Source organism: Texcoconibacillus texcoconensis, from assembly GCF_014202575.1.
In the GTDB taxonomy this organism is placed as follows: Bacteria; Bacillota; Bacilli; order Bacillales; family Salisediminibacteriaceae; genus Texcoconibacillus; species Texcoconibacillus texcoconensis.
The window spans coordinates 41,966-56,136 of sequence record NZ_JACHHB010000015.1 but is presented as its reverse complement, the minus strand read 5'-3'; the positions used below and the strand labels follow the sequence as shown (position 1 = coordinate 56,136).

At 38.9% G+C, this 14,171-nt stretch carries 13 protein-coding genes and 1 riboswitch; of the genes, 9 read left to right on the top strand and 4 right to left on the bottom strand.

Annotated elements, in window-relative coordinates; all coding sequences use genetic code 11:
• Window positions 1-3 precede the first annotated feature (3 nt).
• Entirely contained in the window at window positions 4-2,640 is a 2,637-nt protein-coding gene (gene adhE, locus HNQ41_RS14150) for a bifunctional acetaldehyde-CoA/alcohol dehydrogenase (RefSeq protein ID WP_343043375.1), read from the top strand.
• Between the two features lie 238 nt (window positions 2,641-2,878).
• Here adhE and ade read toward each other — a convergent pair whose 3' ends face one another.
• Window positions 2,879-4,630: an adenine deaminase gene (gene ade, locus HNQ41_RS14145; protein WP_343043374.1), complete on the bottom strand. Its 1,752-nt coding sequence runs from the start codon at window positions 4,628-4,630 to the stop codon at window positions 2,879-2,881.
• A 117-nt stretch (window positions 4,631-4,747) separates the two neighbouring features.
• Window positions 4,748-4,849, bottom strand: a riboswitch (purine riboswitch).
• A 105-nt stretch (window positions 4,850-4,954) separates the two neighbouring features.
• Between ade and HNQ41_RS14140 the strand changes: the two genes are divergently transcribed.
• Complete coding sequence (locus tag HNQ41_RS14140) at window positions 4,955-6,286, top strand: lysine N(6)-hydroxylase/L-ornithine N(5)-oxygenase family protein (protein WP_184665087.1); 1,332 nt, start codon at window positions 4,955-4,957, stop codon at window positions 6,284-6,286.
• 264 nt (window positions 6,287-6,550) lie between these two features.
• Window positions 6,551-6,988 (top strand): universal stress protein, encoded by a 438-nt coding sequence (locus HNQ41_RS14135; protein ID WP_184665086.1) that lies wholly within the window; start codon window positions 6,551-6,553, stop codon window positions 6,986-6,988.
• 154 nt (window positions 6,989-7,142) lie between these two features.
• Here HNQ41_RS14135 and HNQ41_RS14130 read toward each other — a convergent pair whose 3' ends face one another.
• Both HNQ41_RS14130 and HNQ41_RS14125 read right to left on the bottom strand, forming a co-directional pair.
• On the bottom strand, window positions 7,143-7,418 hold the full coding sequence (locus HNQ41_RS14130; protein WP_184665085.1) for an acylphosphatase: 276 nt from the start codon (window positions 7,416-7,418) through the stop codon (window positions 7,143-7,145).
• A 363-nt stretch (window positions 7,419-7,781) separates the two neighbouring features.
• Window positions 7,782-7,922 (bottom strand): FbpB family small basic protein, encoded by a 141-nt coding sequence (locus HNQ41_RS14125; RefSeq protein ID WP_184665084.1) that lies wholly within the window; start codon window positions 7,920-7,922, stop codon window positions 7,782-7,784.
• A 168-nt stretch (window positions 7,923-8,090) separates the two neighbouring features.
• Here HNQ41_RS14125 and HNQ41_RS14120 point away from each other — a divergent pair, with 168 nt between their 5' ends.
• From HNQ41_RS14120 to cspD (HNQ41_RS14100), 5 genes are all read left to right on the top strand, one after another.
• On the top strand, window positions 8,091-8,564 hold the full coding sequence (locus HNQ41_RS14120; protein ID WP_184665083.1) for a ferritin family protein: 474 nt from the start codon (window positions 8,091-8,093) through the stop codon (window positions 8,562-8,564).
• A gap of 243 nt (window positions 8,565-8,807) precedes the next feature.
• Window positions 8,808-9,239 (top strand): methyl-accepting chemotaxis protein, encoded by a 432-nt coding sequence (locus HNQ41_RS14115; RefSeq protein WP_184665082.1) that lies wholly within the window; start codon window positions 8,808-8,810, stop codon window positions 9,237-9,239.
• A gap of 1,072 nt (window positions 9,240-10,311) precedes the next feature.
• The gene (locus HNQ41_RS14110) at window positions 10,312-11,118 is read left to right on the top strand and encodes a VLRF1 family aeRF1-type release factor (RefSeq protein WP_184665081.1); all 807 of its coding nucleotides are present in this window, start codon (window positions 10,312-10,314) and stop codon (window positions 11,116-11,118) included.
• Between the two features lie 362 nt (window positions 11,119-11,480).
• On the top strand, window positions 11,481-11,681 hold the full coding sequence (cspD, locus tag HNQ41_RS14105; protein WP_184665080.1) for a cold-shock protein CspD: 201 nt from the start codon (window positions 11,481-11,483) through the stop codon (window positions 11,679-11,681).
• Window positions 11,682-12,100: 419 nt separating this feature from the next.
• Window positions 12,101-12,301 carry a cold-shock protein CspD gene (gene cspD, locus HNQ41_RS14100; protein ID WP_184665080.1) on the top strand — a complete coding sequence of 67 codons (201 nt, stop codon included), beginning with the start codon at window positions 12,101-12,103 and terminating at the stop codon, window positions 12,299-12,301.
• A gap of 79 nt (window positions 12,302-12,380) precedes the next feature.
• Here the strand turns inward: cspD (HNQ41_RS14100) and HNQ41_RS14095 are convergent, their stop codons facing one another.
• Window positions 12,381-13,589: an MFS transporter gene (locus HNQ41_RS14095; protein WP_184665079.1), complete on the bottom strand. Its 1,209-nt coding sequence runs from the start codon at window positions 13,587-13,589 to the stop codon at window positions 12,381-12,383.
• 167 nt (window positions 13,590-13,756) lie between these two features.
• Between HNQ41_RS14095 and HNQ41_RS14090 the strand changes: the two genes are divergently transcribed.
• Complete coding sequence (locus tag HNQ41_RS14090) at window positions 13,757-14,152, top strand: OsmC family protein (RefSeq protein ID WP_184665078.1); 396 nt, start codon at window positions 13,757-13,759, stop codon at window positions 14,150-14,152.
• Window positions 14,153-14,171 lie beyond the last annotated feature (19 nt).

Genomic DNA, 14,171 nt, shown 5'->3' with positions numbered 1-14,171 from the left:
AGAATGAGTTCTCAAAATAAGGAGGAATTTTATATGGCGACAAAAGAAGAACAAGTGGAACAAAAACAAAGTGTGCAAACGATGATTGATCATTTAGCGACTAATGGAAAACAGGCATTGGAAGCGTTTCAAAGTTTTGATCAAGATACGATTAATCACATTGTAAAACAGATGGCTTTAGCAGGTTTGGATCAACACATGCCGTTAGCTAAATTTGCTGTAGAGGAAACAGGTCGTGGTGTATATGAGGATAAAATTATTAAAAACATTTTCGCGACTGAATATATTTACAACAGTATTAAACATGATCGTACAGTCGGTGTTATACACGAAGATGAACATGAAGGAATCGTAGAGATTGCAGAACCGGTCGGTGTGATTGCAGGTGTTACGCCTGTTACCAATCCTACGTCGACAACAATGTTTAAGGCATTAATTTCAATTAAGACACGTAACCCGATTATTTTTGCCTTTCATCCCGGTGCTCAGAAATCGAGTCGTGAAGCAGCAAAAGTTCTTTATGAGGCGGCACTCGAAGCAGGAGCACCTAAACATTGCATTCAATGGATTGAAACTCCTTCATTAGAAGCAACGCAGCAATTAATGGCTCACGAACAAGTGGCACTTATATTAGCAACAGGTGGATCAGGTATGGTGAAATCTGCTTATAGTCAAGGGAAGCCTGCCTTAGGTGTTGGTCCAGGTAATGTGCCTTGTTATATTGAAAAAACGGCCAAAGTAAAGCGGGCAGTAAACGACCTCATCCTTTCTAAAACTTTCGATAATGGCATGATTTGTGCCTCAGAGCAAGCGGTCATTATAGACGATGAAATCTACGATGATGTAAAAAATGAATTAAAAGCTAACCAATGTCATTTCCTTACTGATGCAGAGAGAAAGAAAGTAGAGTCGCTTGTTATTAATGAAAATGCTTGTGCGGTTAATGGTGAAATTGTCGGGAAATCCGCTTACGAAATCGCGCAAAAAGCAGGCGTCAATGTGCCTGAGGAAACGAAAATCTTGCTCGCGGAGTTACAAGGTGTAGGACCAGACAACCCGCTTTCACGAGAAAAATTGAGTCCAGTCCTTGCTTGTTATCGAGTTAAGACGACAGAGGAAGGGTTGAAAAGAACAGAAGAAATGTTGGCGTTTCATGGCATAGGCCATTCAGCTGTTATTCATTCAGAAGATGAAGACGTGATTCATCAATTTGCTATGCGTATGAAAGCAGGACGTTTGATTACGAATGCCCCTTCATCTCAAGGAGCTATTGGTGACATCTATAATGCCTATATGCCATCGCTAACTTTAGGGTGTGGCTCTTATGGACGAAATTCTGTATCGACAAACGTAACGGCTGTTCATTTATTCAATGTAAAAAAACTGGCGAGAAGGAATGTTAATATGCAATGGTTTAAAGTGCCACCTAAAGTTTACTTTGAAAAGAATGCTATACAGTACTTAGAAAAGATGCCAAATATTTCGAAGGCGATGATTGTTACGGATAAAGCAATGGTCGACCTTGGCTATGTTGACCGAATCCTCTACTACTTACAAAAACGTTCAGATAACGTTCGTTACGAAATTTTTTCTGATATTGAGCCGGACCCTTCAATTGAGACAGTGATGAAAGGGACGGAAATGATGAATAGTTTTGAGCCTGATGTGATCATCACCCTTGGCGGTGGATCACCGATGGATGCTGCTAAAGCCATGTGGCTTTTCCATGAATATCCTGACGTTGAATTTAAAGGGATTAAGCAGAAGTTTTTAGATATTAGAAAACGCGTATTCAAATTTCCAAAGCTAGGGAAAAAAGCGCAATTTGTAGCGATCCCAACAACTTCAGGGACGGGTTCTGAAGTGACGTCATTTTCAGTGATTACTGATAAAGAAGAAAACGTAAAATATCCATTAGCAGACTACGAATTGACACCTGATGTGGCGATTGTAGATCCACAATTTGTTATGACTGTTCCTAAACAAGTGACAGCAGATACAGGCATGGATGTTTTGACACATGCGATTGAAGCATATGTTTCAAACCTAGCGAACGATTATACCGACGGATTGGCGATGAAGGCAATAGAATTAGTGTTTGAATATTTACCGCGTGCTTATCATTATGGAGAAAAGGACGAGGTTGCCCGTGAGAAGGTGCACAATGCGTCTACGATTGCTGGAATGGCATTTGCGAATGCATTTTTAGGAATTAATCATAGCCTTGCGCATAAATTAGGGTCTGAATTTGAGATTGCCCATGGCCGTGCGAATACGATTCTTATGCCGCATGTGATTCGATACAATGCGAAAAAACCGACGAAGTTTGCAACTTTCCCGAAATATGAACATTTCATTGCTGATCAGCGTTATGCGGAAATTGCCCGCAAACTAGGGCTTCCTGCAAAAACGACAGAAGAAGGAGTGGAAAGCCTCGTCCAAGCAGTGATTAAACTGGCTCGTGAGCTAGATATTCCAATGAGCATTGCGGAAAATGGTGTGAAAAAGTCGGAATTTGAACAGGAAGTTGAAGATTTAGCTGATCGTGCATTTGAAGATCAATGTACAATATCTAATCCGAAACAGCCACTCGTAAAAGAGTTAGCTGAGATTTACCGTCAAGCTTATAAAGGTGTTTAACATGGTTGCGTACGTTAAACTGTAATTTTCATTAACATTTCATGTATAAAAAATAATATTAACGTCAATAATAAAATCGAAAGCATCCTTTAGACCTTTAATGTAAAAGTCGTTCGTATCCTAGAGAAGCTGATGACCAAAATAGGTGTTGTTCTTTGCACACGGAACAATCAACCTATACGGCATCAGCTTTTTTCATTTTGTACGTTGTAAATTGTTTGTATGACTGTTGGAGATGTTAGGTGGTTTCAGTCGTTGGATGAACGGGAACTTCAATGTGTTTTAAATGATGAACATCGAACAGGCCGATATCAGTTAATTTTAATGCAGGGATGACAGGTAAACACATAAATGACAGCGTTAAAAAGACATCAAAATCGTGTGAGTACGATTGTTTCTCTAAAGCTTTATGTACATATTTCAATTGTTTTGAAACATGATCAATGTTTTCGTGTGCCATCAGTCCTGCAATTGGAAGTGCGAGTGAAGCAACAATCTTTTGTTTTGAGACGATGACAAGTCCTCCTTGTATGTTTTTTAGGTGTTCAATGGCTGTGATCAAGTCCTCATCGGTACAGCCAGCGGCTACAATATTATGCGAGTCATGAGCAATACTTGTAGCAATTGCTCCTTCTTTTAATGGCAATTCTTTGATAATTCCTAGTCCGATATTATTTGTCTTGCCGTGACGCTCTAAGACGGCCATCTTATATAAACGTTGTTCAGGTGAAGGTGTGAACTCGTCGTTTTGTGTTGGGACTGTATCAATGACGTGCTTAGACACGATTGAATTTGGTTGTATTTCAATGATATTTGCTTTTGTTGTTCCGTCCATCGAAATCTTGAAGTCTTCTTTCGTATAGTTAGGTAGTTGAACTGTATCAGTGACCGTGTCAAGGAAGTCGTTTTCATCTTCTTGTTTCTGTAAGTCATGATGGACTCGCTCTCCGTTCACGAATACATCCCGAATTGAAAATGATGGTAAATCATCGACAAATAAAAATGTTGCTTCATAACCAGGGGCAATTGCACCTTTTTGTTTAAGTCCGTAACAAACGGCGGGGTTTAATGTCGCCATTTGTATGGCTAAAACTGGATCGAGTCCATATTCAATAGCAAGGCGAATGTGATGGTCGATGCTTCCTTCTTCCATTAGGGCAGTTAAGTGTTTGTCATCTGTACAGAATAGGAAACGATGAGCATTTCTTTCACGAACAAGTGGGATGAGTGATTGAAAATCTTTCGCTCCTGAACCTTGGCGAATCATAACATAGAGACCGCGTTGTAATCGTGCTTTAGCTTCTTCAAGTGTCGTTGACTCGTGGTCTGTTTTGATTCCTGCGGTAGCATAGACGTTAATATCTGTGTTAGAAAGCCCAGCACCGTGACCATCAATGTGTTTTTCTTTTGTGAGAGCGGATGAGATTTTTGCCATCATGTCCTCATTTTCAGTTTGAACAGAGGGGAAATCCATGACTTCAGCTAATCCAATCACTTGGTTGTGGGTATAATACTCTTCAAGGTCGCTTGCTGACAGTGTAGCTCCAGCGTGTTCAAATGGTGTGCTTGGGACACAGGAAGGAAGCAATGTTTTTAAGTCACAAGCGGTCTTTTCGGCTTCTTTTAACATAAAGTCTAGCCCTTTTTCACCTGTGACATTGGCAATTTCGTGTGGATCTGTTAAAGCTGTTGTCACTCCGTGTTGTAGTAACAAGTCTCCGAAGTGCTTAGGGGTTACCATCGAGGACTCAATGTGAACATGGCTATCAATCAGGCCTGGAACAACATATGCTCCCTTGGCATCAATTTCTTCATGACCATCGTAGCTACCTAAGCCACTGATCATACCATCAGTGATCGCAATATCCATTTCGACGATTTCTCCATTAAAAACATCAACTACGAGGCCATTTTTGATCACACAATCGGCTAGTTCTTGTTTAGAAGCTTGTTTAATTCCTTTTTGAGGACGATAAAAAAATGAATTCACGAGTTTCTCTCCTCTCATAATAAAAAACTCTGACTAAGAGCCAGAGTTCCCAAGAGAGATGAACGATATGTCATAAGACACAAAAGATATCACGCAAAAATTTTACGTGTCACCGTTTCGTACCGTTCTTTCTCTCGTAGTCAAATGATTTATGGTCATTTGGTAGAAACTTGCAGGCCCTATTCCTGCGATTATACGAGTGTAGATATTTTTTCCTAAAAATGTTTGAAGTGATTTTAATACGAATGGTTTGACGTGTCAATGGCTGAAGTAAAGGTGTGAATGTTTGCACATTTTTCATCTGAAAAGGAGTGACCTCATTTTATGGTACAAAATGATGAACAACAAACAAATGTTTATGATGTGATTGGTGTTGGAATTGGCCCGTTTAACTTAGGAATGGCAGCATTGGTTGAACCTGTCACAAACATGAAGTCGATTTTCTTTGATGAAAACGAAAGTTTTTGTTGGCATCCAGGTATGTTGATTGAAGAAGCTGACTTACAAGTCCCTTTCTTAGCTGATTTTGTAACATTTGCAGATCCGAGAAGCCCCTATTCTTTTATCAATTACTTACATATGCATCAGCGACTGTATCAATTTTATTTTTTTCAACGTTTTCACATTCCGCGAACAGAATATAATCATTATGCACAGTGGGTTGCTGAACAATTGCAGAACTGTCAGTTTGGAAAGAGAGTTGTGGATGTCGTGGATCACTCAAATGAACAATCCTCATATTATGAAGTGGTCGTTGAAGATACGAAAACTAAGTCAAAGGAGACTTGCCGGGCTAAACATTTGATTATAGGGACTGGAAGTACGCCGATGGTACCAGAACCTCTTAAAGATCATTTAGGAAACGGCGTTTTCCATTCAAGTCAATATCTTAATCAAATTGATGAAGGGGTAGTTGGTCAATCAGTACTCGTTGTTGGATCGGGACAAAGTGCGACCGAAATTGTCGTTGATTTATTAAAACGACAGGAGCAGCAATCCTTTCATATTTATTGGTATACCCGTTCGCCAGCATTTTTTCAACTAGAATCCGGAAAGCTAGGACAAGAAATATTTTCACCTGATTATATTGATTATTTTCATGCTCTGCCTTTTGAAAAAAGAAAACAAGAATTACCGAATTTACAACATCTTCGTAACGGTGTAGAGGAAGAGACATTACATGCGTTATATGATGAATTGTACCATCGATCTGTTGGTGGAAAGGATACACACGTTACGATCAGATCGACAATAGATGTAAAGGAAATATCATTTGTAGATGGGAAGTATCAGGTGGACTGCGAACAATGGCAACAAGAAAAGGAGTTCAATGTTTATGTTGATCGAGTCATTCTTGCAACCGGTTATCGACCACATATCCCAAATTGGATCGAACGTTTAAACGGAAAAATCAAATGGGAAGATGAGCATCGATTTGCTGTTAAACGGGATTACCGTTTAAGTTTTGAAGACGGCGTTGTCCACAATGTGTACATGTTAACGAATTTAGAGCATTCACATGGGCCGGGTGCGACCAATTTGTTACTCTCTGTACAGCGAAATATAACAATACTCAATCAAATTGTTGGGAGAGAAGTATATCCAGAAACGAGAGGTACTGTCTTTCAATCATTTGGTGCGACAACAGGTGATTAGTTGGTAAAAGAGAATGGCATAATGCTATTCTCTTGTTTTCGTTCAACTCGGATAAGGGAAAGGAGGCGAACAAAATGTGGTCACGTCTTAGACCGTGTTGTTCGCCTCGGATTCGGACATTGTGCAGCTAGATTTCCTCTTAAGAATTTCATGAAACAATTTCGATTCTTCCTAGAAATATATCGTGTCACACAAAATCAAATCATCATCGAATGTGTTGGTCGATAAGATAGTAATAGAATGCATCTTTTAGGAGGGGTTGAATTGAAACGTGGTTATGTGCACATTCTTGTAGCCTATGATGGGTCGAAAAATGCTCGACAAGCAGTAAAAAAAGCAGTGGGCGTCGCTCAGGAAGAAAAAGCAAAATTAACAGTCGCGAATGTAATGGATACTCGGAGAAAATATAAAGGGCGTTCAACTAAAAAGTCGAAAGATTTTAAGGGGAAAAATCGTAAAGAAATGCGCGAACATATTGAATATGTCTTGAAGCGTTATGATCTAACCGATGTTGAGTATGTAATCCGAATTGATGAAGGAAACCCAAAAACGAAAATTGCGCAAGATATTGCAAGGGAAGTTGATGCCGATTTAATTGTATGTGGAAAAACAGGATATGGAACGTTCGATCGATTAGTCATGGGTAGTATATCCCAACATATTGTTCGTCATGCTAAAGTGGATGTTCTCGTTGTGAAGTAATCATCTTCATCATTTTATTCATCTAGAAAAAAAGACGTCGACTTCAATTTTGTGGAAGAGATAAAAAACTAAAGCGCTATGCTATTTAGATGAACTCATACATCTTATTAATTAAATCGAAAATGGGACACTGGCGAATAACTCCGGTGTCCCACTACTTTTTAATATTAAATCCCTTTTCTTCATTTCTAACAGGAATATCGTTAACATTTATATGTTCAACTTTGGCGGCAATCGTTCCTTTTTTTACTTTTTCTAAAAAGGATTTGATGTTTTGGGGTCCCCCTTCGGCTTCAAGTTCCACAGTACCATCGGAACAGTTTCTAACCCAGCCAGTTAAGTGGTATTCTGTGGCAATTTGTTGTGTGAAAAATCTAAACCCTACCCCTTGTACACGACCAGATACGGTTGCATGTATACGCTTTAACAAATGACTCACTCCAATCTGTCAATTGAAAATATGTGTTTTACCATGGTCACTATTCCCATTTAAATAATAAATTAAACTTGTTACAGGAGAATGCGGTTAAAATGAAAGCTAAAAATGGCGGTGGGGGGTTTTAAGCAATTGAAAGAGGGAAAACAAAGTGGAAGTTCATTCAGGGAGAATTGGCATTGTAGAATAGAACAAAGAAATGATCTCATCTTTACTTAATAGATAAAAGGGTAGTTAAGGCGTTTTCATCGATATGATGGTTAGTATTCGGTCGACGATCGATTGAAAACGCCTTTGTGAATACATACTAATCTTGTTCAAATATGAACATAATCGCCACAATAAAGCGTTTACATTTTACGCGTGTTGAACATCTTCTACTACTTGACGATCTTCTAACTTTCTCTCGATCTCTTCAAGGGCATCTTTGTCTCTTAGTAAATTTTCTTTATTTTCGTTTACCAGTTCATCAAAACTTTTTTGAAACTTTTTACGCATTTCCGTCACCTCTTGTTTGTAATTTTAATTTTCTTACAATTCTCATTGTACTTGTTCACCGTAGTAAAGAGTAGGGGGTGTTTGTTACAATTTTTCGAACATTTATTAAATAATTATTTATCATAACTGACCATACACATGTAGCAAATGGTATTGAGAGGTGAGCGGATGTCAACATTTGAATCGCAAAATATATCTTATTACGACAAGGTTTTCTATTATCACCAAAGCCGTTTGCGGCATGCACTTAAAGAAATCGTCAAGTACGAAAGTTTTGATGAATTGATGTTCGACTATTTAAAGGTTATTTCAAAAGGACATCCATGGCGACAAGAGTGGCTTAATCACATGTTGAAAGATGAACGTAGACATTATAGTTGGTTAAAAGCTCATTATCAACATCTCACGGGTTATCCATTGCAAGTTGATGCACCAACGTTCTCTACACCTTCTTCAATTGAACAAGGATTAAAAGATATGCACTTTCGCAAAATAAAGATCATTCGTTGGTATACAATACTTTGGTATATGTATAATCCTTCAAACGAACGAGATACTTTACAGCTCTTTATATGGGATGAGCAAACTCATTTATCAATTATTTCAGGATTGATGTTTGATGTATTGTCAGAAGATAAATGATTCCCCTCTCCCCATCATTTATCCACATATTTATACACAGATAACCGAAAAACACCCTCTTTCACAAAGCTGTTCAAAAGAAGATATCCACAATATACACAGTGGTGTGGGTATCTTCTTTTATTTCATGAGGATATGAGTTCAATAACCTACATGAATTTCTCTTGTTTGTGTAATCATTTGGTTGTTTTTGCATTTTCTTGCTAAAATAAACGTACAATCGGCGATTGAGGAGGGATGAGGATGGATTCTGAGACTGGAAAAAAACGGAGTTGGGTGAAATCTGCAGCAATTGGGACCGTGATTATCGGTGGGATCACACTTGTTGCAAATAAGAACGCGCGTACGAAAGTTGTCGATACATCCAAACGTTATGTTGAGAAAACGAATGAACTTGTGACATTTGTTAGTGAAAACCGTGAACCATTTGTAGACCAAATCAGAACATCTGCACAAAAAATGACGGACGTGTTAGATGAGACAAGCGATGATGTTCGTCAACTTGCCGAAAGTGCACAACACTTAAAAAAGAACACGCAAGAGATTGTTGATACAGCTCGAGAAACCAAAGATGAATTTCAACGTCTTAGTGAACAATTAAAGAAGCCTTTGCAAGAAGCTACTGATGATGGAGAACCTGAAGGAACCGGAGAACATGAAAGAAATTCCACATAAAGAAGTTGAATAGTGACAAGGAAAGCGGACATGATAATAACCGAGAAAGACGTTTAAAAACGTTTTTCTCCACGATCATTTTCAACGCTGATTTCATAAACAATGGAAAAGAAACGACAATGAGCTTCTTCAAATGAGGTGTCACCGATGGACAACAAATTGGACGACATTGAAGGTACTGTATCGTAGAAGCAATTACTCAAGCACACCGAAGAAATGAGGTGTCTCTGGTAGAGTAAGATCGTTTCGACCCTAGAAGATTCACTGGTAAAGAAACGATAATATGCTTCAAATGAGGTGTCACCGATGGACAAATTGGCGACATTGAAGATGACTGTATCGTAGAAGCAATTACTCAAGCACACCGAAGAAATGAGGTGTCTCCGGCAGAGTAAGATCGTTTCGACCCCAGAAGATGCACTGGTAAAGAGACGATAGTATGCTTCAAATGAGGTGTCACCGATGGACAACAAATTGGACGACATTGAAGATGACTGTATCGTAGAAGCAATTACTCAAGCGCACCGAAGAAATGAGGTGTCTCCGGCAGAGTAAGATCGTTTCGACCCCAGAGGATGCACTGGTAAAGAGACGATAGTATGCTTCAAATGAGGTGTCGCCGATGGACAACGAATTGGACAACCTTGAAGATGACTGTATCGTAGAAGCCAATGCTCAGACACACCGAAGAAATGAGGTGTCTCCGAAAGAGTAAGATCGTTTCGACCCTAAAGTAATGGAGAAATCAGCGGAAAATGATGTAGGGTGACCACGATTCGTGGTCACTCCTTTTTATCCATTAAATATCGTTGTTTTGCTTAAATGACTTTCAATGAGGGGGAACACGTGTGAGTAATAATAAACAAAATCACAATGTAAAAAACAAAAATAAGCATAGACCTCACGGTAATCACAAGACATCAGGGAGTGCAAATAAGCAAAACAAACACCATTAATTTGTGAACATTATGTGACGATGCGCTACTTTATATAAACATGTCCTCTTTAAAGGTTTAAAAAGCAAGTACCAAGGTAAAAGGTTAACAAGGACCTTATAAAGGGGGCATGTTATATGGCATTAACGAACGATATCGAGAGATTGAGAAATATTCAATCAAGTGAAGGGAAGCATGTTTTAAGCATTTATCTGAATACGGACCCAAAAGGTCGCTCTCAGCAAAATGGTGAATGGAAGATCCGTTTCAAAAATGGACTTAAAAAAATTGCTGAATATTTGCGAGCGAGTGGGAACGAACAACAGCTCAATCAATTTCAGACTTTAAAATCAAAGGTAGAAAAAGAAATTCAAGACAATCAACGTTCGTTACAACGCAGTGTCGTGATATTTGCATCTGAAGCACACGACTTATGGTCCGTGTACTATTTACAAATGCCCGTTGAGACATCCTTTTATTGGGAAAGTCATCCTGTTATTGATCAACTTGAACAATTCCAGAAGCAATATCCGCAATCTGGCATTATTCTCACCCATATGGACGAGGTTAAAGTGATTGAAACTGGGCTTGGTGAAATCCAAGAAATGTGGAGCTACACATTTGATCCAGAAACTGAAAATTGGTCATTTTCACCTGGATTGTCAGCGTCTGAACGTGAAGCTTCGAGTGCAACGCACAAAGATGATTTCAAAAAACGTTTCGAAGAAAATATGCAACGTTGGTACCGAAATATGGCGGTAACCATCGATCAACTTTATAAAAAACGTAATTGGGAGCGAATGTATGTTGCAGGCGAGGCGAACATGGTAAGAACGATGGAAAACCATTTAAAAAAGGATGTTGACGGTAGGGTTGAAAAGAATATGAGCGCTTTAAAACCTGCGCAAATTTTGTCGGAAGTTTTTCAAAAATCAGGAATGTGATTACCTTGTGTTCCCAAAAATGTTATGTTATATTGAACGTATTCTCAGGAAAAACTAAGCCCTGAGAGAGCTGATTATCAAGAGATGGTTGAAAGGTAATGAAAATCGTTCCTCTTCTTGGAAGTGGATTCGAAATCGTTATCTTATCTTCCAAGAAGGGTACTAACTCCCCGTAATAGTCAACTTATTTTGAATATGTCGGGTGAGATGGAAACATCGAGAGAGGAAAGATTTTATCTTTCTTACGCGGATCTTCTCGAGTTCAAGTTTATGGATTTTCCCTTCGCCTTCGATTGAAAGAAAGCTCTACATGCAAACAACACATGATGTTGGTTGTGTTAAGTATTAGGAGGTTTTTAAAGATGGAAAACGGTAAAGTAAAATGGTTTAACAGTGAGAAAGGCTTCGGCTTCATTGAAGTTGAAGGCGCAGACGATGTTTTTGTTCACTTCTCAGCAATTAACGAAGAAGGATTCAAAACATTAGAAGAGGGACAAGAAGTAAGCTTCGAAATCGTTGAAGGTAACCGCGGACCACAAGCGTCTAACGTTAGCAAACTGTAAACGATAAATGAAACCAAACCAGAGTTGGTTGTTGCACCGCGTCGCAACCACACTCTGGTTTTTATTTTAAGGGAGATTGTTACTTAACAAGAAAGAAACTTCTAATTAGAATTTAATTTATTCTTGTTATCGTTTTATGGATATGGTATATTAAATATATTCTCAGGAAAAAATACACCTGAGAGGGCTGAAATCAATAGGTGGTAAAGATTTGTTCTTTGCCAAGAAGGGTAATTCCCTATATTTATCTTTAAGGTAAAATGGGGCTAGATTGAAACATCGAAAGAGGGAAGTCATCTTTCCGACGCGGATCTTTTCGAGATCGAGTTTACGGATTCCCCCTTCTCCTTTAATTGAAAGGAAGCTCTAACGCGTATTAGTCATATGCTAATGCGTCAAGTTTTAGGAGGTTTTTTAACATGGAAAACGGTAAAGTAAAATGGTTCAACAGTGAAAAAGGCTTTGGCTTCATCGAAGTTGAAGGTGCAGACGATGTATTTGTACACTTCTCCGCAATCAACGAAGAAGGGTTCAAAACATTAGAAGAGGGGCAAGAAGTAAGCTTCGAAATCGTTGAAGGTAACCGCGGACCACAAGCGTCTAACGTTAGCAAACTGTAAACGATAAATAAGTATTAAGGACCAGAGTAGGTTGCTGCGCCGCGCGCAACCATACTCTGGTTTTTTTGCTTTTTGCTGTTTAAGCGGATTTTGATTCTTTACCCTCTTCATTTTTTTGGCTATGTGTGAATATAAAATTTGCTATAAGTAAGACAAAAAGCATCATGCTAATCGAATAATAGACGCTTCCGGAACCGAACCAACTAATAAATATTCCACCGAGGTAAGGTCCTGTCATACTACCTAGTGCAAAAAGAACAGCAATCATAACGTTTCCTGTTGGGAGTAATGATGTTGGCAAAAGGTCGGCGAGGTAGGCGATACCAAGTGAAAATAAAGAACCGAGTAACATGCCGGCGATGATAAAACAACCAAGTAGTGCCCACATCGAAGTTTCTACAACACTCATTGATAAGAACGTGATCAAACCGAGGAAAATGATCCATCTCATGACACGTCCTCTATCTACTCGATCGCTTAACATACCAAGTGGAATTTGCGTAATCAAACTAGAGAACACGAAGCTCGATAACAATATAGAAGCCCAATCAAGATCAATACCATTTCTCATCGCATAAACGGGATAATTTCCGTTTAAGGATGCCTCGAGAAAACCGTACCCGAACCCTGGAAGTAAGGCAAACCAGGCCATTGATAGTACTTTTTTATATCTATCGAATGTATTTAGTTGAGAAGTGGTTTCGATATCATTTTCTGGCCATTCGTTACGTAAACCTAAAACTAATAACCATGAAAGAAGGCTTGCTCCTGCAGCTAAGACGAAAGGTAGTGCTTCGTGAATATGAAGTAATTGCGTCATAAGCGGTCCCATACCGAATCCTAAACCAAAGGCTAAGCCGTAAATGGCAAGGTTTCTGCCGCGTTTTTCTAGGCTACTCGTTGAACTAATCCATACTTGAGTAGAAAAGTGGATGAGGTTGTCGCCAATTCCTACAATCATCCTTAGCACAAACCAAAACCAAAATGCGTGCCACAATGGAAATAAGCTTAATGATAAAACGAGAAGTAGTAATCCAATAATAATCACAGGCTTATAACCGAAACGACGGACGGGTTTTTCAAGAAAAGGTGAGATTAATAAAATCCCGATGTACAAACCTGCAGCATTGAAGCCGTTAGCTGATGAAGAAATACCGAGATTTTCAAGCATGACAGCGAGCACAGGTAACAATGTCCCCTGTGAAAATCCAGCGATCATGACCATGACGACAAGAACCCAAGATCGATAGGTAGGATGGTTAACTGTTTTTTTATGATTTTTTTTCATGATGAATACTCCTGTGTGTAAAAGTGTGAATTTTCCTCCTACATTTTACTTTGTAGACGCTAAAATGCAAAGGCATTGATTTTTCTCACGTGACGTCACTCATTGAAAAAGGGTACAATAATAGAAGAAAAGCAAGAGGTTCTAGACAACAGAAAGGATGAATTTATATGCAATTTCAGTATACAGATGAAAATGTTTTTGAAACAGAATGTCAATTTGGAACGATGACGATTTCAGGTGATGAAAGTAAGGGGTTCCGTCCTTATGAACTGATGGTGTCGTCAATTGCGGTATGTAGTGGGAATGTTTTTAGAAAAGTGCTTGAAAAACAAAGGATGACTGTCCGTGATATCAAGGTCGATGCAGATATTAAGCGCGATCCTGAAGAGGCTAATCGAATTACACATATTCACCTTCACTATACATTGCATGGCGCGGGTTTTGTGGATAAAAAGGTTGAAAAAGCGATGCATTTAGCACAGAAAAATTGTCCGATGTCGCAATCGGTCAAGGATAGCATTGCGTTATCTGAAAGTTATACGATCGCTGAGAATCAAGAGTAGATCGGTGACGGGAGTCGTT

Excerpts from the sequence above, each read along its gene's own strand:
- cspD (WP_184665080.1), top strand. The coding sequence starts at position 11,481 with ATGGAAAACGGTAAAGTAAAATGGTTTAACAGTGAGAAAGGCTTCGGC.
- HNQ41_RS14110 (WP_184665081.1), top strand. The coding sequence starts at position 10,312 with ATGGCATTAACGAACGATATCGAGAGATTGAGAAATATTCAATCAAGT.
- HNQ41_RS14120 (WP_184665083.1), top strand. The coding sequence starts at position 8,091 with ATGTCAACATTTGAATCGCAAAATATATCTTATTACGACAAGGTTTTC.
- HNQ41_RS14115 (WP_184665082.1), top strand. The coding sequence starts at position 8,808 with ATGGATTCTGAGACTGGAAAAAAACGGAGTTGGGTGAAATCTGCAGCA.
- HNQ41_RS14095 (WP_184665079.1), bottom strand. The coding sequence starts at position 13,589 with ATGAAAAAAAATCATAAAAAAACAGTTAACCATCCTACCTATCGATCT.
- cspD (WP_184665080.1), top strand. The coding sequence starts at position 12,101 with ATGGAAAACGGTAAAGTAAAATGGTTCAACAGTGAAAAAGGCTTTGGC.
- HNQ41_RS14090 (WP_184665078.1), top strand. The coding sequence starts at position 13,757 with ATGCAATTTCAGTATACAGATGAAAATGTTTTTGAAACAGAATGTCAA.
- HNQ41_RS14125 (WP_184665084.1), bottom strand. The coding sequence starts at position 7,922 with ATGCGTAAAAAGTTTCAAAAAAGTTTTGATGAACTGGTAAACGAAAAT.
- adhE (WP_343043375.1), top strand. The coding sequence starts at position 4 with ATGAGTTCTCAAAATAAGGAGGAATTTTATATGGCGACAAAAGAAGAA.
- HNQ41_RS14140 (WP_184665087.1), top strand. The coding sequence starts at position 4,955 with ATGGTACAAAATGATGAACAACAAACAAATGTTTATGATGTGATTGGT.